The organism is Streptomyces sp. NPDC059443, from assembly GCF_042750105.1.
In the GTDB taxonomy this organism is placed as follows: Bacteria; Actinomycetota; Actinomycetes; order Streptomycetales; family Streptomycetaceae; genus Streptomyces.
Map to the genome: position 1 here is coordinate 175,631 of NZ_JBHYVM010000012.1, position 22,614 is coordinate 198,244.

Genomic DNA, 22,614 nt, shown 5'->3' on the forward strand with positions numbered 1-22,614 from the left:
GATCCCCCTGCACAGCCGCCACCGCTCCGTCATGCCCGACTGGCTCGCGCTCTACTACGACCGCCCCATCGAGCTCACCCACGGCGAAGGCCGCCACGTCTGGGACGCCGAGGGCAACCGCTACCTCGACTTCTTCGGCGGCATCCTCACCACGATGACGGCCCACGCCCTGCCCGAGGTCACCAAGGCCGTCGCCGAACAGGCCGGCCGGATCATCCACTCCTCGACCCTCTACCTCAACCGGCCGATGATCGAACTCGCCGAGCGGGTCGCCTCGTTGTCCGGGATCCCCGACGCCCGGGTCTTCTTCACCACCTCCGGCACCGAGGCCAACGACACCGCCCTGCTGCTCGCGACGGCGTACCGCCGTTCCAACCAGATCCTGGCGATGCGCAACAGCTACCACGGCCGGTCCTTCTCCACCGTCTCGATCACCGGCAACCGAGGCTGGTCCCCGACCAGCCTCTCGCCGCTCCAGACGTACTACGTGCACGGCGCCGTCCGCTCCCGCGGCCCCTTCGCGCACCTGAACGACGCCGACTTCACCGCGGCCGCCGTCGCCGACCTCGAAGACGTACTCGGCCAGGCCCGAGGAGGCCTCGCCGCGCTCATCGCCGAACCGGTCCAGGGCGTCGGCGGGTTCACCTCCCCGCCCGACGGGCTCTACGGGGCCTTCCGCGAGGTCCTCGACCGCCACGGCATCCTCTGGATCAGCGACGAGGTGCAGACCGGCTGGGGCCGCACCGGCGACAACTTCTGGGGCTGGCAGGCCCACGCCCAGAACGGCCCGCCGGACATCCTCACCTTCGCCAAGGGCATCGGCAACGGCATGTCCATCGGCGGAGTCGTCGCCCGCGCCGAGGTGATGAACTGCCTCGACTCCAACTCCATCTCCACCTTCGGCGGTTCACCCGTCACCATGGCCGCGGGCGTCGCCAACCTCGCCTACCTCCTCGACCACGACCTCCAGGGCAACGCCCGCCGCGTCGGCGGCCTGCTGCTGGAGCGGCTGCGGGCCATCGCCGCGACCGTGCCCGCCGTACGGGAGGTGCGCGGCCGGGGCCTGATGGCCGGACTGGAGCTCACGAAGCCCGGTACCGACCGGGCCGATCCCGACGCGGCGGCCGCCGTACTGGAGGCGGCCCGGGCCGGCGGCCTCCTCCTCGGCAAGGGCGGCGGACACGACACCAGCGTGCTGCGCATCGCGCCGCCGCTCTCCCTCACCGTCGCCGAGGCGGAGGAGGGCGCCGGCATCCTCGCCGACGCCCTCGGCATCCTCAACTAGCAACCGGGGAGACGACGTACATGACCATCCGCACCCTCATCCGCGGCGGCCTCGTCATCACGGCCGCCGACGAGCTCCACGCCGACGTGCTGATCGAGGACGGCCGCGTGGCCGCCCTCGCGGCGCACGGCACGGCCGCCGCCGAGACCTGGACGGCCGACCGGACGATCGACGCGAGCGGGAAGTACGTCATCCCCGGCGGGGTCGACGCGCACACCCACATGGAACTCCCCTTCGGCGGCACCTCCGCCTCCGACACCTTCGAGACCGGAACCCGGGCCGCCGCCTGGGGCGGCACCACCACCATCGTGGACTTCGCCGTACAGACCCCCGGCCACGCCCTGCGCGAGGGCCTGGACACCTGGTACGCCAAGGCCGACGGCCAGTGCGCCGTCGACTACGCCTTCCACATGATCCTCTCGGACGTCAACGAGGGCACCCTGAAGGAGATGGACCACCTGGTGGGGGAGGGCGTCACCTCCTTCAAGCTGTTCATGGCCTACCCCGGGGTCTTCTACAGCGACGACGGCCAGATCCTGCGGGCGATGCAGCGGGCTTCGGGCAACGGCGGGCTGATCATGATGCACGCGGAGAACGGCATCGCGATCGACGTCCTCGTCGAGCAGGCCCTGGCGCGCGGGGAGACCGATCCGCGCCACCACGGCGAGGTCCGCAAGGTGCTGCTGGAGGCGGAGGCCACGCACCGGGCGATCCAGCTGGCCCGGGTGGCCGGATCCCCTCTCTACGTCGTCCACGTCTCGGCGGAGGAGGCGGTCGCGGAGCTGGCGGCGGCCCGCGACAAGGGCCTGCCGGTGTTCGGGGAGACCTGTCCGCAGTACCTGTTCCTGTCCACGGACAACCTCGCGGAGCCCGACTTCCAGGGCGCCAAGTACGTCTGCTCCACCCCGCTGCGGCCGCGCGAGCACCAGGCGGCGCTGTGGCGAGGCCTGCGCACGAACGACCTCCAGGTGGTCTCCACCGACCACTGCCCGTTCTGTTTCCGGGGCCAGAAGGAGCTGGGCCGGGGCGACTTCTCGAAGATTCCCAACGGGCTGCCGGGGGTGGAGAACCGCATGGATCTTCTCCATCAGGCCGTTCTGGACGGGCACATCAGCCGTCGCCGCTGGATCGAGATCGCGTGTGCGACCCCGGCCCGGATGTTCGGCCTCTACCCGCAGAAGGGCACCATCGCCCCGGGCTCCGACGCCGACATCGTCCTCTACGATCCGCACGCCGAGCAGGTCATCTCCGCCGAGACCCACCACATGAACGTGGACTACTCGGCGTACGAGGGCAAGCGGATCACCGGACGCGTCGACACGGTCCTCTCGCGGGGCGAACTCGTCATCGACCGACGCGAGTTCACCGGCCGTGCCGGCCACGGAGCCTTCATCCACCGCTCCACCTGCCAGTACCTGTAAGCAAGCCGCAAGCCCGCACGCAGCAGCAAGGAGCCATGCATGGACTTCGGCCTCGTCCTGCAGACCGACCCGCCCGCCTCCCAGGTGGTCAGCCTCATGAAGCGCGCCGAGCGCAACGGCTTCCGCTACGGCTGGACCTTCGACTCGGCGGTCCTCTGGCAGGAACCCTTCGTCATCTACAGCCAGATCCTCGCCAACACGCAGAAGCTCCACGTCGGCCCGATGGTCACCAACCCGGGCACCCGCACCTGGGAGGTCACCGCCTCCACCTTCGCGACCCTGAACGACATGTACGGCAACCGCACGGTGTGCGGCATCGGCCGTGGGGACTCGGCGATGCGGGTGGCCGGGCGGGCCCCCAACACCCTGGCCCGCCTCGGCGAGGCCATCGACGTGATCCGGGACCTTGCGGAGGGCCGGGAGGCGGAGGTGGACGGCAACCCGATCAAGATCCCCTGGATCAAGGACGGGAAGCTGCCCGTCTGGATGGCGGCGTACGGGCCGAAGGCGCTGGCCCTGGCCGGGCAGAAGGCCGACGGGTTCATCCTCCAGCTCGCGGACCCCTACCTCACGGAGTGGATGATCAAGGCGGTCCGCCAGGCGGCCGTGGAGGCCGGCCGGGACCCCGGCTCGGTCACCATCTGCGTGGCGGCCCCCGCGTACGTCACGGCTGACGACTCGGCGCAGGCCCTGGCCCACGCCCGGGATCAGTGCCGCTGGTTCGGCGGCATGGTCGGCAACCACGTCGCGGACCTGGTCTCCCGCTACGGCGAGCACTCCTCGATGGTCCCGGACGAGCTCACCGCGTACATCAAGGACCGGCACGGCTACGACTACAGCCACCACGGCCGGGCCGGGAACGTCTCCACCGACTTCGTCCCGGACGAGATCGTCGACCGCTTCTGCCTCCTGGGACCGGTGGAGGCCCACATCGAGAAGCTCCGCGCCCTACGCGCTCTCGGCGTCGACCAGTTCGCCGTGTACGACATGCACGACGCCCGCGAAGCGACCATCGACGCGTACGGATCCGACATCATCCCGTTGTTCGGCTGACGCCCTTCGAGCTGACCGGTCCGTGGCGTAGTGTCCGTATTCATCCGGATGCTTGGAGGGCCTGTGGTGGATGTCCCGTTCGGCGAGGTCGTGGCCAGCCGCGAACTCGTCGCCGATCGGAAGGGCGGGAGCTCCTTCCCCGTGGTCGTCAGGGTCGGGGCTCCCCGCCGTGACACCGACCCGGACGGCGACTGGGTCTGTCCCTGCCAGCTTGAGGGGCTCGGTGAGTCCAGGGTCTGGCTGATCCACGGAATCGACGCCGTCCAGGCGCTGCAACTCGCCCTCTTCTGCCTCAAGGGGCAGATCGCCGCCATCGCCGAGCCGGAAGGCCTCACCTTCACCTGGCTCGGCGAATCGGGCATCGCCCCCGCCGACATCCTCAGCTGACGCCGTAGCGCCGTAGCGCCGGACCGGTTCAGTGGATCCGGAGCAGGCTCCAGACGCCGGCGTGGTCGGAGGGCCACAGTCCCGAGGGGGTGCGGTCGGCCGGCCGGGCTCCGACCAGGTTGCTCGTGAGGGGCGTCAGGCCGTGGCGGGTCAGTACGTAGTCGATGCGCTGGCCGAGCGTGGACGTGGTGTTGCGGAGGTCGGCGGCCTGGCAGCAGGTGAAGCCGGGGTCGGTGTGGTGACCGGCGGTCCAGGCGTCGCGGAACCCGGCGGCCAGGAGCTGTCCGTGGGTCGGTGTGTCGGTCCTGCCCGGTACGGCGCCCACACCTCCGGCGGCGGAGTTGAGGTCGCCGAGCAGCACGGTGGGCAGTGCCGTGTCGAGCGGTCCGGCGAGGAGTTCGGCGGCCTGGGCCTGCTGGACGGCGGAGCTGCGGGGCTCCAGATGGGTGCTGACCACCCGGGTGGTGCGGCCGCGTACGGTGGCGTCGGCCGCGACCCAGCCCTGCGGGATGACGATGGGGCCGAGGACGGGGTTGTTGAGCGTCACGCGGGCCGTGAACTGCTGCGCTTGGGGGTGGTCCACCCGGAACACCTTGGCGGGCAGGTCGGTGCGGGCCAGCAGGACGTCGCGGTCGGTGAGGCGGATGTCCTGGAGGCCGCTGGGCGTGGACCGCGGGGCCTCGTAGTCGCCGAGGGTGACGGTGGCCACGGCGGCGTAGTGCTTGCCGCGCAGGGCGAGTTCGTCGATCAGGATCTGCAGGAAGTCGTACTCCACGTGCGTGGCGCTGCCCGGCTGGGCGGGCGTCTGGCTGCGCCACAGCACGGCCTCTTGCAGGCCCACGAGGTGCGGGTCGGTGCCGGCGATCTCGTCGGCCAGCGCTTTGGCGCGCTCCGGGAAGTTCGTGGCGCGGACGCCCGCGAACGCCGTGGTCACGGCGGCGACGAGGGCCTGCGGACTGCCTGCCGTGAAGACGGGCGCGAGGTCTGCCCCCAGATAGAGGTTGCGGGTCATCACCTTGAGCGAGGACGGCGGGTTCTCGGCCGAGGCCGAGGCCGAGGCCGAAGCTGACGCCGAGGCCGACGCGGGGGCCCCTGACATCAGGAGCAGCAGCGCGCAGGAGACGGATGTGAGCCAACCACGAATCATGATCGAGCGGGCCTTTCGCCGGGAGAGGTACGGCCCCCACCTCCAGCGAAACCTAAGGCCGTCGGCAGGGGGCGTCGATCCGTGGTGGGCCAGGTGGCCGACCGCCGCGCCCCGCCCTCCGAAGGCTGACGTTCCGAGAGCCATGCGGCCGGTCGTCCGCGTGTCCGGAACCGGGGGCCTCCGGTGCGGGACATGCTCGGCGCCGCACGAAACCGGTCGACCTGAAGGGCAGTACCCGTAGATGAAGCCCACCCCGATCCGCGCGGCCGTGGTGTCCGCCGCGCTGGCCACGATGCTGACCACCGCGGGCGCGGCCACGGCCACGGCGCAGGCCTTTCCCACCCCGGATCACAACTGCGTGTTCGAAGGGGAGAACCTCAACACGCTCCTCGGAGTCGGCGAACGGCTCCTCGGCCCGCCCCCCTGCCGCGAGGCGTTCGCCGACGAGCGGTGGGTCCGGACCTTCCCGAGCTGGGGCACGGCGACCGGCCCCGCGGGCGCCCTGTACCCGGCGGACTACACCCCCGCGCGGCCCGGCCCGATGGACGACTTCACCTCGAAGCTGCGCGGCGTCCGGATCGTCCAGGACATCGGGACGCACCGGGAGTGGAGCGTCACCGCGGGCCCGGAGGTCGTACGCAACATCACCCTCTTCGAAGGGCATCCGTTCGCGAACTTCGCGTCGGCCCCGCTCCGGCCCCTCAGCCTCGGCTCCCACACGACCACGGTCTTCATGAACCTGAGCGCGGAGCACTGCGACGGCCTCGGCGAGGACCGTGTCGAGCACTGCCTGCCCGCCGGAGAGTTCCCGTACACGGGGCACGCGCGCGTCCACTCCTTCCCGCGGAGGCCACAGCCCGCACCGTGACACCGACGATCCGGCCGCCGCGCGGCGCGGGGGGGGGGGGGCCCCCCGCCCGCGCCCCCCCCCCCCCCCCCCCCCGCCCCGGGGCCCGCCCCGCCCCGCCCCCGGGGCCCGCCCCCCCCCCGGGGCGCCACCCGGCGCCCCCCCCCCCCCCCCCCCCCCCCCGCCCCCCCCCCCCCCCCGCCCGCGGGCCGGCGCGCCCCCCCCCCGCGCCCCCCCCCCCGACTCTGTTGCAGGACTCCGCCCGCGCCTGACAGCCTGGTCCCGAGCCGGCCCGCCCGTGGGCCCGGCCGTACCCGGGGGGACCATCATGAACGTCAGAGCCGCCGCCATAGCCGTCACCGCGACCATCGCCCTGGCCGCGCTGGGCGCGGGCCCGGCCTTCGCGGACAACCACGCGCACAGCATGGACGGAGATTTCCAGCACGCGGACCAGCAGCAGCAGCCGGCCGTCGACGGAGTGTCCGGGGCCCAGGGCCCGCAGTACCTCCAAGACTAGTTCCGCGCCGCGGCCCCGGGCGGCCGGCCCGTTCACCGCGGCCGGCCCGTTCACTTGCGGTCCACCCGGGGGTCCGCCGCCCGCCGGATCCGCCGGTGGGGATTGTCAGCGGGGCGTGCTTTGCTGGAGGCATGATCGAAGAATTCCTCGCCCGTGACCTGTCCGCCGTCGACGAGGCCGTCCGCAAGGCGGCGGCGATCGAGATCATGCCGAGATTCCGCCAGCTCGCCGACCACGAGGTGGACCAGAAGAGCGGCCCGCACGACCTGGTGACCGACGCCGACCGCAAGGCCGAGGAGTACCTCACGGCCGAGCTGACGCGGATCCTGCCCGGCTCGGCCGTGGTCGGCGAGGAGGCGGTCCACGCCGACCCCGCCGTGTACGGGGCGCTGCGCGGCGACGCACCGGTGTGGATCGTGGACCCGGTCGACGGCACCCGGCAGTTCGTGCACGGAGATCCGGCGTTCTGCACGCTGGTGGCGCTCGCGCACCGCGGAGAGATACTCGCCTCCTGGACCTTCGCCCCGGCGCTGGAGGAGATGTCCACCGCCGTCCGCGGGCAGGGCGCCTACGTCAACGGCGTGCGGATCCGGAGCGGTTCGCCGGAGCCGGGCGCCGAACTGCGCGTGGCCACCGCCCACCCGCTGTACACCACCGAGGAGGACCGGAGGATCCTGGCCCGCCTGGAGGTCCCCGGGGTCACGTCCCGGCCGTGCGGTTCCGCGGGGCTGGAGTACCTCCGGGTGGCCCGGGGCGAGATGGACGGCCTGGCCTTCAACTGGCCCTCCGCCTGGGACCACGCGGCCGGGCTGCTGCTGGTCGCGGAGGCCGGCGGCGCGCAGAGCACCGTGGACCGGGTCCCCTTCCGGGTGGACCGGGACAACGCGCTGCCGTTCGCGGTGGGCCGGGACGAGGCCACCGCGGTACGGATCCGGGAGCTGCTGCGGGGCGAGTGAGCCGATGGCCACGGGGTCCCGTGGGGTTCGCGTCTGGACAGGCGCAATACCCTGGGGGCGGTGGCGCCGTCCGGACGAAGGAGTCGCAAGTGCCGTCGATTCTCGATGCGGTCGTGGTCGGGGCCGGGCCCAATGGGCTCACGGCCGCGGTCGAGCTGGCCCGGCGCGGTTTCTCGGTGGCAGTCTTCGAGGCCGCGGACACCGTGGGCGGCGGAGCCCGGACCGAGGAGCTCACCCTCCCCGGCTTCCGACACGACCCCTGCTCGGCGGTGCACCCGCTCGGCGTCGGCTCACCGGTCTTCGCCAGCATGCCGCTGAAGCGGTACGGGCTGGAGTGGCTGCACGCCCCGCTGCCCATGGCGCACCCCTTCGACGACGGCACGGCGGCGGTGCTCTCCCGCTCCGTCGCGGAGACGGCCGCGTCCTTCGGGCCGCGCGACGCGGGGACGTACCGGCGGCTGGTGGAGCCCTTCCTAGGGAAATGGGACTCCCTGGCCCGGGACTTCATGTCGCTGCCGTCCACCGCGCTGCCCCGCGACCCTCTCACCCTCGCGCGCTTCGGGCTCGCCGGGCTGCCGCCGTCCACCTGGATGCTCGGCCGGTTCCGCGAGGACCGGGCCCGCGCCCTGTTCGCCGGGCTCGTCGCCCACGTCATCGCCCCGCTGGGCGGGATCGGCACCAGCGCCGTCGGCCTGGTCTTCGCGCTGGCCGCGCACGCGAACGGCTGGCCGATGGCGCGCGGCGGCTCGCAGTCGATCTCCGACGCCCTCGCCGGGTACCTGCGCGACCTCGGCGGCACCGTCCACACCGGCTTCGAGGTCAAACGGCTCGACGACCTCCCGCCGGCCCGTGCGTACGTCTTCGACACCTCGCCGACCGCGCTGGCCCGTATCGCCCGCCTGGGCCGGGTCTACGACGGCTACCGGTACGGGGCCTCCGTGTTCAAGATCGACTACGCCCTCGACGGGCCCGTCCCCTGGACCGCCGAGGAGCCGCGCCGGGCCGGAACCGTCCAGATCGGCCCCCGCACCCGAGACATCGACGCCGCCCTGCAACTGGCCTCGGGCGGACGGGCCCCCCGCACCCCCTTCCTCATCACCGCGCAGCCCAGCCTGGCCGACCCCGGCCGGGCCCCCGCCGGCAAGCACACCTTCTGGGCCTACGGACACGTACCGGCGGGCTGGGACGGCGACCTCACCGAAGCCGTCGAACGCCAACTGGAGCGCTTCGCCCCGGGCTTCCGCGATCTGGTGCTCGCCCGCGCCACGGCGGGCCCGCCGCAGCTCGCCGCCCGCAACCCCAACTACGTCGGCGGGGACATTGCCTGCGGAGCCGCCTCCGGGCTCCAGCTCCTGCTGCGGCCCAAGCTCACCCTGTCCCCGTACTCCACGGCCCACCCGGCGGTCTTCCTCTGCTCCTCGGCCACCCCGCCCGGCCCCGGCGTGCACGGCATGTCCGGCCACAACGCCGCCAAGGCGGTCTGGCGGCACCTGCGAAAGGGCCGGACCGCCTGACCGACCCCCTGACCCACTCCCCCCGCAACGAAATCCGAAGCAGCGGGTCTCCGGGACGGATGAAGTGCGCATGGAGCGAGAGGTTCACCAAAAGAAACCGAAGAGTAACCCTTGTGGCTCCCTCATGCCGTGTGCATGATCAAGCACCTGTACGAGGTGGTGTGAAGGGGGAGTCAGTGGGCAAGAGGGCCGGTAACGACGGGGGTGCTCTGAGGGCCGACTCCCTGGGGACGCTCGACTCCGTGGTCATGGCGGTCGCGGGCTGCGGACCGGCCTACACCGTCGCCGCGACCATCCCCGTACTCGTCGCCACCGTCGGCGTCGCCAGCCCCGCGGTGCTCCTGTACTGCGCGATACCGATGATCGGCATCGCGCTGGCCTTCCGCCACCTGGGCCGCCTCGACGTCAACGCCGGGGCGAGCTACGCCTGGGTGGCGCGCGCCCTCCATCCCTTCCTCGGGTTCCTCAGCGGCTGGGCCCTGGTCGTCGCCGCGACGGCCTTCCTCGTCTCCGCCACCCTCCCGGCCGGCAGCGCCACGCTCGCCCTGATCAGTCCGGACCTCGCCGCGAACACGGGCCTGGCCACGGCCGTCGGCGCCGGCTGGTTCCTGCTCATGGCCGGTGTGGTGGCGCAAGGCGCCCGGATCAGCCCGTACACCCGCCGGATCCTCACCGGCGTCCAGCTCGCGCTGCTCCTGGCCTTCGCCGTCGCCGCCCTGCTCAAGGACGGAAACGCGGCGGACTTCTCGCTCTCCTGGTTCGGCTTCGGCCACTTCGACGCGTCGCACGGCTTCGTCGCCGGCGCGCTGATCGCGGGCGTCAGCTACTGGGGCTGGGACGTTTCCAGCAATCTCAACGAGGAGACCCGTACCAGCCGCCGCTCCTTCGGCCTCGGCGGCCTGATAGGCGTCGCGCTGTCCTTCGCCTTCTTCGTCGTCTTCACCATCGCCACCAACATCCTCATCGGCGCGGACGCGGTACGCCGGAATCCCGATGGCTTCCTCTCCGTGCTCGGCGACGCCGTCTGGCCGGGCTGGGGCGGCCGGCTGCTCGTCCTCGCCGTCGTGCTGTCCACGATCGCGACCTTGGAGACGAGCCTCCTCCAGGCGACCCGCACCCTCTTCGCCATGGGCCGCGACCGCACCGTCCCCGCCGTGTTCGGCCGCATCCACCGCGACTGGCAGACGCCCTACATCGCCACCGCCACCGTGGCGGCCGTGGCGCTCCTGCTCGTCACGGTCTCCGTCACGGCAGGCTCCGGCGCGCAGTTCGTACGCGACGCCGTCAGCGGCATCGGCCTGCACATCGCCTTCTACTACGCCCTCGCCGGCCTGTCGGCCGTCGTCGCCTATCGCAAGGTGCTGTTCAGGTCCGTGGGCACCTTCCTCTTCGTCGGGCTGTGGCCGCTCGGCGGAGCCCTGTTCATGATCTGGATCTTCGTCATGTCGGTTCCGGAACTGACCGGCAGCGCCCTCACCATCGGCCTCGGGGCGCTCGCGCTGGGCCTCATCCCGATGACCCTCTCCCGGCTCCAGGGCGTCTCGTACTTCCGGCCCAGGCCGCTGGATCCCGAACAGGCGGACGCCGTGGACGAGTTGCACGGAGGGGCGACCGCCGGGGGACTGGCGGCGGCCGAACGCCGGGACGGAATCCTCACCGACTTCTGAAGTCCGGGGTCCTTGAGGTCCCCGAGGTCCCCCGGGGCATGGCGACCCGCGTTCCCCGTCGAAATCGAAGAGAACCGAATCGAGGAGTGTGCATGGCGGCCTGGCTGCGCCGGCGTTCGGGAGCACCGGTCTACGATCAGGCGTTCGGCGATCGCGGTCTCGCGGAATGCCGTCAGGACATGGTCATGGGCCGCTGGGAAGGGGCCCGCGACCTCCTCGCGGAACACCCCCGCGATGACTGGGACCGGCGTGCGCACCGCATCCGGCTGCTCGCGGACGCGGCGGCGAGCAGCCGGACCGTGGACGTCTGGCACGCCGCGGAGCCGGCCAACCCGGACGCCGCCGTACTGCGCGCGGAGACCGAGGTGATGCGGATGTTCGCCGCGGCGCGCGGCGGGGCGATGCCCCCGAGGGACGGCCTGGACCAGGTGGCCCGGACCTGCCTGCGGGCCTGCGACCTGGCACCCGGCGACCCGCACCCCTACGTCTCCCTCGTCGCGCTCGGCAGGCTGTACGAAGGCGGCGACCCGAACATCGCCCACTGGTGGCGGGAGCTGTGGGCCCGGGACCCCCACCACCGCGAGGGCCACCACCAGATGCTGCGCTACTTCTCCGCCGGCTGGCACGGTTCGCACGGAGAGTCCTACAACTTCGCCTGGGACGTGGCGGTCTACGCCCCCGCAGGTTCACCCCTCGCGGTGCTGCCGCAGGTGGCGCGCGCGGAGCAGTACCGGTACGAGAGCGAGGCCAAGGGCCGTACGGCGGTCGGGCTGGCCACCCTCTGGAGCGGCGAGCGGGCGCGCTGGGATCTGCGGACGGCGCTGGACAAGTGGATCGCGAAGCGCACCAGGCCCTACGCCCAGGACGTCACGGACCTCAACTACCTCGCGCACGGCCTGGTCCACGGAGGCATGGAGGCGGAGTCCGCGGAGGTCTTCACCCTCCTGGACAACCGGGCCACCCGGATCCCGTGGTCGCACAGCGGCGACCCGGAGACCCTCTTCAGCCGCTGGCGGGACCGGGCACTCGGCGCGTCACGCTAGGCCGTCTCTTTCGGATCTTGCCGGGCCCGCGATTCGCCTGGAAGCGGCCGGCGGGATACCGGTAACCTGCGCCATCCGCGAAGGAAGGATCCCGATGCCGCGCATCACGCTCGTCCGGGGCGACATCACCGCCGAGAAGGCCGACGCCGTGGTCAACGCGGCGAACTCCTCACTGCTCGGCGGCGGCGGGGTCGACGGGGCCATCCACCGGCGCGGCGGCCCGGAGATCCTCGCCGCCTGCGAGGACCTGCGCCGCTCCCACTACGGCAAGGGCCTGCCCACGGGCCGGGCGGTGGCCACCACGGCGGGCCGGCTGCCGGCCGGGCACGTGATCCACACGGTCGGGCCCGTGTGGTCGAAGGAGGAGGACCGCTCGGCGCTGCTGGCCTCCTGTTACCGGGAGTCGCTGCGGGTCGCCGACGAGCTGGGAGCCCGTAGCGTCGCCTTCCCGGCGATCTCCACCGGGATCTACGGGTGGCCCATGGACGACGGGGCGCGGATCGCGGTGGAGACCGTACGGGTGGCCCGGACGGAGGTCGAGGAGGTGCGCTTCGTGCTCTTCGACGAGCGGGCCTACGAGGCCTTCGCGGCCGCCGTGGCGGGCTGACGGGCGGCCGGCCGGCCCGCACGACGGGCCTCCGGTTGTCCACAGGTCCCTTGGATCCGGCGCGAGGTGTCCGAGCGGGTCGCTAGGCTTCTGGGATGACCACTCCGGAAGCAGCAGCCGAGATCCCCGATGCCCAGCAGGTGCTCCACCGCGTCTTCGGGTACGACTCCTTCCGCGGCGAGCAGCAGCAGATCATCGAGCACGTCGTCGGCGGCGGCGACGCGCTCGTGCTGATGCCGACCGGCGGCGGGAAGTCGCTCTGCTACCAGATTCCGGCGCTGGTCAGAGAAGGCCCGGGCGTGGTGATCTCACCGCTGATCGCCCTGATGCAGGACCAGGTCGACGCGCTGAACGCGCTCGGCGTGCGGGCCGGCTTCCTCAACTCCACCCAAGGCGTCGACGAGCGCCGGGAGGTCGAGAGGGCCTTCCTCGGCGGCGAGCTCGACCTCCTCTACCTGGCTCCCGAGCGGCTGCGCACCGAGGGCACCCAGCGGCTCCTCGACCGGGCCACGGTCTCGGTCTTCGCCATCGACGAGGCGCACTGCGTCGCCCAGTGGGGCCACGACTTCCGGCCGGACTACCTCGCGCTGTCCATGCTGCACGAGCGCTGGCCGAAGGTTCCGCGCATCGCGCTGACCGCGACCGCCACCGAGGCGACGCACGCCGAGATCGCGGCCCGGCTGGGCCTGGGGGAGGCCCGCCACTTCGTGGCCGGCTTCGACCGGCCGAACATCCAGTACCGGATCGTCGGGAAGAACAACCCGGTCAAGCAGCTGCTGGAGCTGATCCGGACCGAGCACGCCGGTGACGCCGGGGTCGTCTACTGCCTCTCGCGGGCATCGGTGGAGAAGACGGCGGCCGCCCTGGTGGAGCAGGGCATCGACGCCGTGGCGTACCACGCGGGGATGGACGCCCGCACGCGCGCGGCGAACCAGTCGCGGTTCCTGCGGGAGGACGGGGTCGTGGTCGTGGCCACGATCGCCTTCGGCATGGGCATCGACAAGCCCGACGTACGGTTCGTGGCGCACCTGGACCTGCCGAAGTCGGTCGAGGGCTACTACCAGGAGACCGGCAGGGCGGGCCGCGACGGGGAGCCGGCCACGGCCTGGCTGGCCTACGGGCTTCAGGACGTGGTCCAGCAGCGCAAGATGATCGAGGGCTCCGAGGGGGACGAGGCGCACCGCCGCGCGCTGACCGCACACCTGGAGGCGATGCTCGCGCTGTGCGAGACGGTCGGCTGCCGCCGGGTGCGGCTGCTGGCGTACTTCGGGCAGTCGGGCGAGCCCTGCGGGAACTGCGACACCTGCCTGGCCCCGGCCGAATCCTGGGACGGGACGGTCCCGGCGCAGAAGCTGCTCTCCACGGTGTGGCGGCTGGCCAAGGAACGGCGGCAGAAGTTCGGCGCCGGCCAGATCATCGACATCCTCCAGGGCAAGAAGACCGCCAAGGTCATCCAGTTCGACCACGACGGGCTCTCGGTGTTCGGCATCGGGGCGGACCTGAGCACGGCGGAATGGCGCGGGGTGGTACGGCAGCTGCTGGCGCTCGGGCTGCTGGCGGTGGAGGGCGACTACGGGACGCTGGTGCTGACGGGGGCCAGCGGCGAGGTGCTCGGGGGCCGCCGCACCCTCTTGATGCGCAAGGAGACCGCACCGGCCGCCGGGTCCTCCCGCAAGGAGTCCGGGTCCCGCTCCGGGAAGGGCTCGCGGGTACCGGTCGATCTTCCGGCGGCCGCCCTGCCGGTCTTCGAAGCGCTCCGCGCCTGGCGTGCGGAGACCGCGCGGGAGCAGGGCGTGCCGGCGTACGTGGTCTTCCACGACGCGACGCTGCGCGAGATCGCCACGCAGCTGCCCGGCACGGTCGCGGAGCTGGGCACGATCAACGGCGTCGGCGAGGCGAAGCTGGCCAAGTACGCCGAAGGCATCCTGCGGACCCTGAGCGGCTCCGGCGCCGACGGCGTCGACGGAGCCGAGGCGGCAGAAGCCGTGCCGGCGCCGGTACCCGTACCGGCGCCGGCCGCCGCCGTGCCCGTACGGGTGCCAGCGCCGGCCGCAGCGCCCGTACGGGCAGCCGCGCCGGTGCCGAGTGCCGTGGCCGCCCCGGCGGGCAGGGCTCCGGCCCCGGAGGAGGGGGAGTCGCTCTTCGGCCCGGAGGACGAGGAGATGGACCCGCCGTGGGACGACTGGGAGTGACCGGGCCGTGACCCGGCCGTCACCGGGGGCGCCGAACCGACGCAGCGCCGGTAGACGGAGGCTCGGATAGGGTGAATCGGTAGGAACAGGGCCCCTTGGGGTGAGGTCGGCGCATTGGACACGTACCAGGAGACGAGCGAGGTACCGGACCCGCCGACGGCTGCGGTCGGGTACGCCGGCGTGCTGAGCGAGCTGCTGCCGATCGCCCTGTGGCGGGAGGACGCCGACGGGCGGGTCGTCGAGTGGTCGCTGGCGGCCCAGGACCTGCTCGGCCACCGCCCCGAGGACATCCTCGGCCGGCTCGGCTCCTCCGTGCTCGTCCCCGACGCCAACCACGAGCTCGCCGCCGAGCTCACCCGCCGGGTCCAGGCCGGGGAGACCGTCGGCGGCACCCTGCCCGTGCGCCACCGCGACGGGCACCGCGTCCCGATGGAGATGTGGATCCTGCCCTCCCCCGACGCGCAGGGGCGCACCGGGGCCATGCTCATCGCCGTGGAGACCACCGAGGTCCTGCGGATGCGCGACTCGCTCGCCGCGCTCCAGACCCTCTTCACGCAGTCGCCCATCGGCCTCGGCACCCTCGGCAACGACCTGCGGTTCCTGCGGGTCAACGACGCGCTCGCCCGGATGAACGGGGTGCCCGCCGCCGACCACGTGGGCAAACGGCTCACCGAGGTCGTGCCCGGGGTCAACGCCACCGCGCTGGAGGGCCTCATGCGCAAGGTGCTGGAGTGCGGTTCCGCCGTCGTCGACGTCCGCCGCACCGGCCGCACCCCCGCCGACCCCGACCACGACCGGACCTGGTCCTGCTCGTACGCCCCGCTGCTGGACGGCTCCGGGCGGCGGCTCGGCCTGATCGCCTCCCTCATCGACATCACCGACGGACAGCGCGCCCAGGCCGAGGCGGAGCGGGCGCGCAGCCGGTTCGCCCTGCTCGCCGAGGCCGGCACCCGCATCGGCACCACGCTGGACCTGGGGCAGACCGCCCAGGAGATCGCGGAGGTGCTGGTGCCGCAGCTCGCGGACTCGGCCGACGTACAGCTGCTGGAAGCGGTCCTGGACCCCGACGAGGCCGCCGCGTCCACCCGGGGCGTGCTCCGCCGCCTCGCCGCCCTGTTCCCGGACCCCGGGGCGCCCACGGCCAGGCTGGTCCCCGGGCAGACCTTCCAGATCCCGGTGGGCACCGCCTACGAGCAGGTCATCAGCGAGGGCGTGCCCATGAACCTGTTCACGGCCGACATCCCGGCCCTGATCAGGGATCCGCGCGCGGCCGCGCTGCGCGCCTACCTGGCCACCCTCGGCTGCGCCCGGATGGTCCCGCTGGTGGCCCGCGGCCGGGTGCTCGGGGTGGTGGTGGTGACCCGGGAGCGCGGGCGCGAGCCCTTCGACCACGAGGACTGCGTACTGATCGACGAGGTGGTGGCCCGGGCGGCCCTCAACATCGACAACGCCCGGATGTACACCACCCAGCGCGCGGCGGCCCTGACCCTCCAGCGCAGCCTCACCAACAACGCGCTGCCCGAGGTCGCCGGCCTGGAGCTGACCGGCCGCTACCTGCCGGCCAGCGACCACGACGTCGGCGGCGACTGGTTCGACGTGATCGAGCTGCCGGGCGGCCGGACCGGCCTGGTGATCGGCGACGTGATGGGTCACGGCATCCACGCCGCCGCCGTCATGGGCCAGCTGCGCACGGCGGTACGCACGCTCGCGCGCCACGACGTGCCCCCCGAGCAGATGCTCCGCTCACTGGACGCGGTGGTGGCCGACCTGGGCGAGGACGAGATGGCCACCTGCGTCTACGCCGTCCACGACCCGGCGACGGGCGCGTGCGTCATCGCCAGCGCGGGCCACCCGCCGCCGGCCGTGGTCACGGCCGCCGGGGCGGTGACCTTCCTGGAGGGCCCGCCGGGGACTCCGCTCGGCACGGGCGGGCGGGAGTTCCGCACGCAGGAGGTGCGGCTGGCTCCCGGGAGCCTGCTCGTGCTGTACACGGACGGCCTGATCGAGTCGCGGGACCGGGACCTGGACGAGGGGATGGCGGAGCTGGCCGGCGCGCTGCGGGACGCGGGGGAGCCGCTGGAGTCCCTGTGCGACACCATCCTGGCGCGCCTCCTCCCGGATGCCCCGCAGGACGACGTGGCGGTCCTGCTGGCCCGGACCAGCTGAATCGATTCATTGCCCTAGTGCAATAACTCTTTGTGTCTAGCGCAATGAACGGTTATCTTTTCTGACATGTCTGCCAAGTCGCCGTCACCCATCACGCTCACCGGCCGCCACGTCCGCCTGGAGCCCCTGACCATGAGCCATCTACCCGACCTGTACGTGGCCGGCGGCCGCGACGAGCAGGTGTGGCAGTGGCAGGGCGGCCCCGCGCCGCAGTCCGAGGAGGAGCTGGGCGCCACGCTCGACTCGGTACTGGCCGACGCGGAGCGGGGCACGTACCTCCCCTTCGCCGTCATCCACCTCGAAAGCGGCCGGGCGATCGGCTGGACCACGTACCTCGACATCAGCCCGGAGAACGAGCGCCTGGAGATCGGCTGGACCTGGTACGGGCGCGCGTACTGGCGCAGCGCGGTCAACACCGAAACCAAGCTGCTCCTGCTCACCCACGCCTTCGAAGACCTCGGCATGGGCCGCGTCCAGCTCAAGACGGACCACCTCAACACCCGCTCCCAGGCCGCCATAGCCCGGCTCGGCGCCCGCCGCGAGGGCGTCCTGCGCCGCCACCGCCGCCGCCCGGACGGCACCTGGCGCGACAGCGTGTACTTCTCGCTGCTGGCCGACGAGTGGCCCGAGGCGAAGGCCCGCCTGTCCGCCCGCCTCTAGGCCGTCGCCGCTACCAGGCCAGGTCCTCCAGGGCGTCCAGGTCCAGCACGGCCGGGGGCATCGGTTCCGCCGTTCCCGTCAGCGGGAGTTCGGCCCAGATGACCTTGCCGCGCTCCGTGTAACGGGTGCCCCAGCGCTCCGCGTACTGGGCGACCAGGAACAGGCCGCGGCCGCCCTCGTCGGTCGTGGCCGCGTACCGCAGGTGCGGGGACGTGCTGCTGCCGTCGGAGACCTCGCAGATCAGGGTGCGGTCGCGCAGCAGCCGGACCCGGACCGGGGCGCTCCCGTAGCGGATGGCGTTGGTGATCAGCTCGCTGAGGATGAGCTCGGCGGTGAAGGAGATGTCCCCCAGCTCCCAGGCGGTCAGCTGCGCCGCCCCGGCCCGGCGGACCCGGGAGACGTCCGCCGGGTCCGGGAGCACGTCCCACTCCGCGATCCGGTCGGCCGGTAGCCGCCGGGTGTCCGCGATGAGCAGGGCGATGTCATCGCTCGGCACCGGGAACAGCAGCGCAGCCAGTACGTCGGCGCAGGCCTGGTCGGGGCTGCGGTCCGGCCGGGCCAGGATCTCGCTCAGCATGCCGAGGCCGGTGTCGAAGTCCCGGTCGCGGTCCTCCAGCAGCCCGTCGGTGAAGAGCACCAGCCGGCTCAGCTCGGGCAGGGACAGCTCGATGGCCTCGAAGGGCATCCCGCCGACGCCCAGCGGCAGCCCGATCGGCAGTTCCGGGAACTCCACCCGCCCGTCGGGGCCGACCAGGGCCGGGCCGGGGTGACCGGCGCTGGCCATGGCGCAGTGGCCGGACACCGGGTCGTAGACCGCGTAGAGGCAGGTGGCACCCGTGACGCCCGAGGACTCGCCCTCCCCGGATTCGCCGTCCGCCGCGGTCTCATCCTGGTCGATCCGATCGATCAGCTCGTCCAGGTGCCCCAGCAGCTCGTCGGGCGGCAGGTCGAGGGTGGAGAAGTTGTGCACGGCGGTCCGCAGCCGGCCCATCGTGGCGGCGGCGTGCACCCCGTGCCCCACCACGTCTCCGACGACCAGCGCCACCCGGGCCCCGGCGAGCGGGATCACGTCGAACCAGTCCCCGCCCACGCCCGCCTTCGCGGGCAGGTACCGGAAGGCCACGTCCACGGCGCTCAGATCCGGCAGCGCCCGCGGCAGCAGGCTGCGCTGGAGGGTCACGGCAACCGCGTGCTCGCGCGTGAAACGGCGGGCGTTGTCGATGGAAACGGCCGCCCGCGCCGCCAGCTCCTCGGCGAAGGACAGATCCTCCTCGTCGAAGGCCTCGGGGGTCTGGGACCGCCAGAAATTGGCCATCCCCAGGACCACCCCGCGCGCCTGGAGCGGTACGGCGATCAGCGAGTGGAGTCCGTATTCGAGGGCCACCCGGGTGCCCTCGTGGTCCTGGGCCCGCCAGCCGAAGGCGCTGCTCAGATCCGGCGCGAGAACCGCCCGCCCGGCGTCCAGGGCCGCCGCCATCGGCGCCGTCGGCACCACGAAGCGGATGACGTCGCCGACGGGCTGGAGCGGGGAGTCGGGGCGGATCCCGCTCATGGCGGACCGGCGCATCTCGGTGTGCGCGCCGGCGGTGGGCTCCTCGCCGCGCAGTACGGGCTCCAGCAGCTCCACGGTGACGAAGTCGGCGAACCGGGGGACCGCGACCTCGGACAGCTCCTCGGCGGTGCGCACCACGTCGAGGGTGGTCCCGATCCGCACGCCCGCGTCGTAGAGCAGCTGGAGGCGGTCGCGGGCCACCGCGGCCCGGCCGGAGAGCGCGGCGAGCTCGGTGGAGTCGCGCAGGGTCATGACGGTGCCCGACGGGCGGCCCCCGTAGGGCTTGGTCGGTCGTACGTTGACGGCCAGGAGCCGGTCGCCTGCGCGGTGGACCTCGTCGGTGGCGATCCGCCCCGAGGCCAGCAGGGCGGCCGTGCGCGGGTCGAGGCCCAGATCGCCGACGTGCCGCTGTTCGGCGTCGGGCGGCAGGGCGAGGAGGCGGCGGGCCTCGTCGTTGGCGAGGACGAGCCGGCCCTCGGCGTCGATGATGAGCACGCCCTCGCGGACGGCGTGCAGGACCGCCTCGTGGTGTTCGTTCATCCGGGTCATCTCGGCCTCGCCGAGACCCCGGGTCTGGCGTCGCAGCCGCCGGCTGACCAGGAAGGCGCCGCCGGTGCCGAGCAGCAGCGCGCCGGTCGCCGCGCCGAGGAGCAGGGGCAGCTGGCTCCGGACCACTCCGCCCACATTGGCGACCTCGATGCCCGTCCCGACCAGGCCGACGACGGCGCCCGAGGAGTCCCGTACGGGGACCACGGCGCGGACGGCGTCGCTCGGCTTCCCCTTGAAGGTCTCGGTGAAGGCCTGCCCGGAGACGGCGCGGGAGAGGTCGCCGATGGCGCGCTGGCCGATCAGCTCGGGGCGGGAGTCGGTGTAGCGGACCCCGTCCTTGGACATGACGGCGATGAAGTCCACGCCAGAGGCCCGGCGGGCCGCCTCGGCCAGCGGCTGGAGCTCGGCGGTGGGGTCGGGGGACTTCAGCGCCGCCGGGAGGCCGGGGGCGTGGGCGAAGGCCTCGGCGGCCGCGAGGGACCGGTTGCGGGCGTCGCGCTGGCTGTCGTAGCGGGCCTGGAAGAACAGGGCCAGGGTGGCGGCGGTGATCAGGACCACCACGATGACGGCCTGGAGGGCGAAGACCTGGCCGGCGACGCTGCGCACGCCGAGTGAAAGGCGCTCGAAAAGCCCGGGAGGGGGCTCGTGCGCGGGCTCGGGCGGGGGCTCGTGCGTGCCGGGCGCGGGCTCGTGCGGGGGTTCGTGCGTGCCGGACGGGGGCCCGGGAGGGGGCCCGGATGGCGGCCCTTCCGCCGGCCCGCCCTCGGGCGCCCCTTCAGGGCCCCTCGGTGAGCCAAAACGTCCGGTCATGAGCCATTTCTAACACTGTCGGTCGGGTTTGGGGGAGGCGCTGCCGCGGTAGCTGCCGCGCGATAGGCCCGGGGACTCGTGCCCACGTGTGCCGTGAAGTGCTGGCGGAAGGTGACCTCGCTGGTGAAACCGGCCCGCCGGGCCACTTCGGTGACCGGATGGTCGGTGCGCTCTAGGAGTTTGCGGGCCTCGTCCAGACGGTGGCCGAGGAGCCATTTGTGCGGGGTGGTGCCGGTGGAGGCCGCGAAGTGCCGGGCGAAGGAGCGCGGGGACATCCCGGCCCACCGCGCCAGGGTGGCCACGTCCAGCGGCTCCCGCAGCCGCCCCAGCGCCCGTTCCCGTACGGCGGCCAGTGCCTCGGCCGTCCGGTCGGCGGCCGGGGTCGGGCGGTCCAGGTACTGGGCGTGGTCCCCGGTGCGGAAGGGGCCCGTCACCATCGAGCGGGCGATGGCGGCGGCGGCCTCGGCGCCGTGGGCCTCGCGGACCAGGTGGAGGCAGAGGTCGATGCCGGAGGCGACCCCGGCGGAGGTCCACACCCCGTCGTCCTCCACGTAGAGCGGGGCCTCCTCGACGAGCACGGCGGGGTGGCGCCCGGCCAGCGCCGGGGCCAGCGACCAGTGGGTCACGGCCCGGCGGCCCGCGAGCAGCCCGGCCTCGGCGAGGATGAACGCGCCCGCGCACAGGGCGGCCACCGCGATCCCGCGGGCATGGGCGTCGCGCAGGGCGGCGAGCACCGGCTCGGGCGTCGGATCGCAGGGCCGGGCCAGGGCCGGGACGACGACGAGATCGGCTCCGGCGAGCCAGTCGAGCCCCCGGTCCGGGGTGAGGGTCAGCCCGCCCGGGAGCGGGATCGGGCCGGGGGACAGGGCGCACCGGCGCAGCTCGAAGGGCGGGACTCCGAGCCGGCCGCGGTCGGGGCCCCAGACTTCGGTGATGACGGCGAGGTCGAAGGCGCGGATACCGGGCTGGACGACGATCGCAACGCGGTGCATGGCGTGAGTCTGCCACGCCTGTCCAGGCCCCAGGGGGTCGAAAGGGGCTCTGACCTGGGCGGAAGGAATTTTTCGGAGTTCCGGCGAGGTGGTCGCCGGCCGGCTGCCAGTGGGCTGCCACATTGGCAGGATCCCATCGGTTCCGGTCCCGGCCGCCGCTGTTCCGGGCCCCGCCGGCGTTCGAGGATGGAGCCATGAAGAACGAGATCGAGATCGCCGCGAACAGTGCCCTGCTGGTCATCGACGTCCAGAAGGGCTTCGACGACGACGCCTTCTGGGGCCCGCGCAACAACCCGGCCGCCGAGGCCAACATCGCCGCCCTGATGGACGCGTGGCAGGGCTCCGGCCGCCCGGTGGTGCTGGTCCAGCACGCCTCCCGCAACGCCGGCTCCGTCCTCGCGCCGGACCAGCCCGGCTACGCCCTCAAGGAGTTCGTCGCCGAGCGGGCCGGCCAGGCCGCCCTGCACATCACCAAGTCCGTCAACTCCTCCTTCTACGGCACCCCGGACCTGGCCGACTGGCTCACCGGCCAGGACATCCGGCAGCTCGTCGTCGCGGGCATCCAGACCAACATGTGCGTCGAGACCACCGCCCGGATGGCGGGGAACCTGGGTTACGACGTCCTCGTACCGCTCGACGCCACCCACACCTTCGACCTCGGGACGGACCTGGAGGGCGGGGCGGGCGAAGCCGCCGGGGCGGACGGGTCCGCCGAAGCCGGCGCGGGGGCGCTGCGGCTGACGGCCGACCAGCTGACCGCCGCCACCGCCGTCAACCTCCAGGGCGGCGGGTTCGCCCGGATCGTCACCACCGGTCAGCTCGTCGCGGCGTCCCGCGCCCAGGTGACCGCGTAGTACCGCAGCCGGTCGTCCTCCCGAACCAGGGTCATCCCGGCGGCCGCCATCACCCGCTGCGACGCCACGTTGGCCAGGCCGGCGTCCCCGTCCACCCCCGCCGCCCCGTGGATCAGCGCGTGCTCCAGCAGCGCGCGCAGCGCCTCCGCCGCGAAGCCCAGGCCGCGGACCGCCGGGATCAGGCCATAGCCGATCGTGACCCGGCCGTGCCCGTCGGCCGGGCCGTGGAAGCCGGCGCCGCCGATCAGCGGGGCGGCGGTGTCGTCCGCCTGGGGGTGGGCCATGGGCGCACCCTAGTGCCGCGTCAGGCAGCGTTCGCCCGTCGCGGCGTCCGGCACGCACTCTCGTCGCACCGGCCGGAAGCCCGAGTACGTCCAGTACGAGCGCTTCCGGCC

The 22,614-nt window shown here is 73.1% G+C and carries 19 protein-coding genes; 15 read left to right on the top strand and 4 right to left on the bottom strand.

All coding sequences use genetic code 11. The annotated features are described in order from the left end of the window. Positions 1–31: 31 nt before the first annotated feature. The 4 genes from ACFXDJ_RS14775 to ACFXDJ_RS14790 all read left to right on the top strand — a co-directional run bounded on the left by ACFXDJ_RS14775 (position 32) and on the right by ACFXDJ_RS14790 (position 4,146). A complete protein-coding gene (locus ACFXDJ_RS14775; RefSeq protein WP_384651033.1) occupies positions 32–1,285 on the top strand; it encodes an aspartate aminotransferase family protein in 1,254 nt (417 codons plus the stop codon). 20 nt (positions 1,286–1,305) lie between these two features. Next, the gene (hydA, locus tag ACFXDJ_RS14780) at positions 1,306–2,706 is read left to right on the top strand and encodes a dihydropyrimidinase (RefSeq protein ID WP_384651004.1); all 1,401 of its coding nucleotides are present in this window, start codon (positions 1,306–1,308) and stop codon (positions 2,704–2,706) included. Positions 2,707–2,745: 39 nt separating this feature from the next. After that, positions 2,746–3,759, top strand: coding sequence for a TIGR03842 family LLM class F420-dependent oxidoreductase (locus tag ACFXDJ_RS14785; RefSeq protein ID WP_384651006.1), 1,014 nt, complete (start codon positions 2,746–2,748; stop codon positions 3,757–3,759). 63 nt (positions 3,760–3,822) lie between these two features. Beyond that, positions 3,823–4,146: a DUF6968 family protein gene (locus ACFXDJ_RS14790; RefSeq protein WP_384651007.1), complete on the top strand. Its 324-nt coding sequence runs from the start codon at positions 3,823–3,825 to the stop codon at positions 4,144–4,146. A gap of 28 nt (positions 4,147–4,174) precedes the next feature. Here the strand turns inward: ACFXDJ_RS14790 and ACFXDJ_RS14795 are convergent, their stop codons facing one another. Then, the gene (locus tag ACFXDJ_RS14795; protein ID WP_384651009.1) at positions 4,175–5,293 is read right to left on the bottom strand and encodes an endonuclease/exonuclease/phosphatase family protein; all 1,119 of its coding nucleotides are present in this window, start codon (positions 5,291–5,293) and stop codon (positions 4,175–4,177) included. 241 nt (positions 5,294–5,534) lie between these two features. Between ACFXDJ_RS14795 and ACFXDJ_RS14800 the strand changes: the two genes are divergently transcribed. The 10 genes from ACFXDJ_RS14800 to ACFXDJ_RS14845 all read left to right on the top strand — a co-directional run bounded on the left by ACFXDJ_RS14800 (position 5,535) and on the right by ACFXDJ_RS14845 (position 17,462). After that, entirely contained in the window at positions 5,535–6,161 is a 627-nt protein-coding gene (locus ACFXDJ_RS14800) for a hypothetical protein (RefSeq protein WP_384651011.1), read from the top strand. 307 nt (positions 6,162–6,468) lie between these two features. Further along, positions 6,469–6,657 (top strand): hypothetical protein, encoded by a 189-nt coding sequence (locus tag ACFXDJ_RS14805; protein WP_384651013.1) that lies wholly within the window; start codon positions 6,469–6,471, stop codon positions 6,655–6,657. 131 nt (positions 6,658–6,788) lie between these two features. After that, positions 6,789–7,613, top strand: coding sequence for an inositol monophosphatase family protein (locus ACFXDJ_RS14810; RefSeq protein ID WP_384651015.1), 825 nt, complete (start codon positions 6,789–6,791; stop codon positions 7,611–7,613). An 89-nt stretch (positions 7,614–7,702) separates the two neighbouring features. After that, positions 7,703–9,127, top strand: a complete 1,425-nt coding sequence (locus tag ACFXDJ_RS14815) for a phytoene desaturase family protein (protein ID WP_384651017.1) — start codon at positions 7,703–7,705, stop codon at positions 9,125–9,127. Between the two features lie 176 nt (positions 9,128–9,303). Beyond that, complete coding sequence (locus ACFXDJ_RS14820; protein WP_384651019.1) at positions 9,304–10,794, top strand: APC family permease; 1,491 nt, start codon at positions 9,304–9,306, stop codon at positions 10,792–10,794. A 92-nt stretch (positions 10,795–10,886) separates the two neighbouring features. Beyond that, a complete protein-coding gene (locus ACFXDJ_RS14825) occupies positions 10,887–11,837 on the top strand; it encodes a hypothetical protein (RefSeq protein ID WP_384651021.1) in 951 nt (316 codons plus the stop codon). Between the two features lie 94 nt (positions 11,838–11,931). Next, positions 11,932–12,444, top strand: a complete 513-nt coding sequence (locus ACFXDJ_RS14830; RefSeq protein ID WP_384651023.1) for an O-acetyl-ADP-ribose deacetylase — start codon at positions 11,932–11,934, stop codon at positions 12,442–12,444. A 95-nt stretch (positions 12,445–12,539) separates the two neighbouring features. Beyond that, positions 12,540–14,636: a DNA helicase RecQ gene (recQ, locus tag ACFXDJ_RS14835; RefSeq protein ID WP_384849135.1), complete on the top strand. Its 2,097-nt coding sequence runs from the start codon at positions 12,540–12,542 to the stop codon at positions 14,634–14,636. Between the two features lie 114 nt (positions 14,637–14,750). Continuing rightward, on the top strand, positions 14,751–16,802 hold the full coding sequence (locus ACFXDJ_RS14840; RefSeq protein WP_384849138.1) for a SpoIIE family protein phosphatase: 2,052 nt from the start codon (positions 14,751–14,753) through the stop codon (positions 16,800–16,802). Positions 16,803–16,868: 66 nt separating this feature from the next. Further along, positions 16,869–17,462, top strand: a complete 594-nt coding sequence (locus ACFXDJ_RS14845) for a GNAT family N-acetyltransferase (RefSeq protein WP_384663249.1) — start codon at positions 16,869–16,871, stop codon at positions 17,460–17,462. A gap of 10 nt (positions 17,463–17,472) precedes the next feature. Here ACFXDJ_RS14845 and ACFXDJ_RS14850 read toward each other — a convergent pair whose 3' ends face one another. Both ACFXDJ_RS14850 and ACFXDJ_RS14855 read right to left on the bottom strand, forming a co-directional pair. Next, positions 17,473–20,169, bottom strand: coding sequence for a SpoIIE family protein phosphatase (locus ACFXDJ_RS14850; RefSeq protein ID WP_384663251.1), 2,697 nt, complete (start codon positions 20,167–20,169; stop codon positions 17,473–17,475). Between the two features lie 200 nt (positions 20,170–20,369). Continuing rightward, positions 20,370–21,365: a GlxA family transcriptional regulator gene (locus ACFXDJ_RS14855; RefSeq protein WP_384663253.1), complete on the bottom strand. Its 996-nt coding sequence runs from the start codon at positions 21,363–21,365 to the stop codon at positions 20,370–20,372. 194 nt (positions 21,366–21,559) lie between these two features. Here ACFXDJ_RS14855 and ACFXDJ_RS14860 point away from each other — a divergent pair, with 194 nt between their 5' ends. Continuing rightward, positions 21,560–22,219, top strand: a complete 660-nt coding sequence (locus ACFXDJ_RS14860) for a cysteine hydrolase family protein (protein WP_384663255.1) — start codon at positions 21,560–21,562, stop codon at positions 22,217–22,219. On the opposite strand, the gene ACFXDJ_RS14865 is transcribed toward ACFXDJ_RS14860, so the two are convergent. Then, positions 22,180–22,503, bottom strand: coding sequence for a GNAT family N-acetyltransferase (locus ACFXDJ_RS14865; protein WP_384663257.1), 324 nt, complete (start codon positions 22,501–22,503; stop codon positions 22,180–22,182). The two genes, ACFXDJ_RS14860 and ACFXDJ_RS14865, sit on opposite strands and share 40 nt — an antisense overlap. Between the last annotated feature and the right edge of the window lie 111 nt (positions 22,504–22,614).

Coding starts and splice junctions, on each gene's coding strand:
- ACFXDJ_RS14775 (WP_384651033.1), top strand. CDS start 32: ATGCCCGACTGGCTCGCGCTCTACTACGACCGCCCCATCGAGCTCACC.
- hydA (WP_384651004.1), top strand. CDS start 1,306: ATGACCATCCGCACCCTCATCCGCGGCGGCCTCGTCATCACGGCCGCC.
- ACFXDJ_RS14785 (WP_384651006.1), top strand. CDS start 2,746: ATGGACTTCGGCCTCGTCCTGCAGACCGACCCGCCCGCCTCCCAGGTG.
- ACFXDJ_RS14795 (WP_384651009.1), bottom strand. CDS start 5,293: ATGATTCGTGGTTGGCTCACATCCGTCTCCTGCGCGCTGCTGCTCCTG.
- ACFXDJ_RS14800 (WP_384651011.1), top strand. CDS start 5,535: ATGAAGCCCACCCCGATCCGCGCGGCCGTGGTGTCCGCCGCGCTGGCC.
- ACFXDJ_RS14805 (WP_384651013.1), top strand. CDS start 6,469: ATGAACGTCAGAGCCGCCGCCATAGCCGTCACCGCGACCATCGCCCTG.
- ACFXDJ_RS14810 (WP_384651015.1), top strand. CDS start 6,789: ATGATCGAAGAATTCCTCGCCCGTGACCTGTCCGCCGTCGACGAGGCC.
- ACFXDJ_RS14825 (WP_384651021.1), top strand. CDS start 10,887: ATGGCGGCCTGGCTGCGCCGGCGTTCGGGAGCACCGGTCTACGATCAG.
- ACFXDJ_RS14830 (WP_384651023.1), top strand. CDS start 11,932: ATGCCGCGCATCACGCTCGTCCGGGGCGACATCACCGCCGAGAAGGCC.
- recQ (WP_384849135.1), top strand. CDS start 12,540: ATGACCACTCCGGAAGCAGCAGCCGAGATCCCCGATGCCCAGCAGGTG.
- ACFXDJ_RS14845 (WP_384663249.1), top strand. CDS start 16,869: ATGTCTGCCAAGTCGCCGTCACCCATCACGCTCACCGGCCGCCACGTC.
- ACFXDJ_RS14855 (WP_384663253.1), bottom strand. CDS start 21,365: ATGCACCGCGTTGCGATCGTCGTCCAGCCCGGTATCCGCGCCTTCGAC.
- ACFXDJ_RS14860 (WP_384663255.1), top strand. CDS start 21,560: ATGAAGAACGAGATCGAGATCGCCGCGAACAGTGCCCTGCTGGTCATC.
- ACFXDJ_RS14865 (WP_384663257.1), bottom strand. CDS start 22,503: ATGGCCCACCCCCAGGCGGACGACACCGCCGCCCCGCTGATCGGCGGC.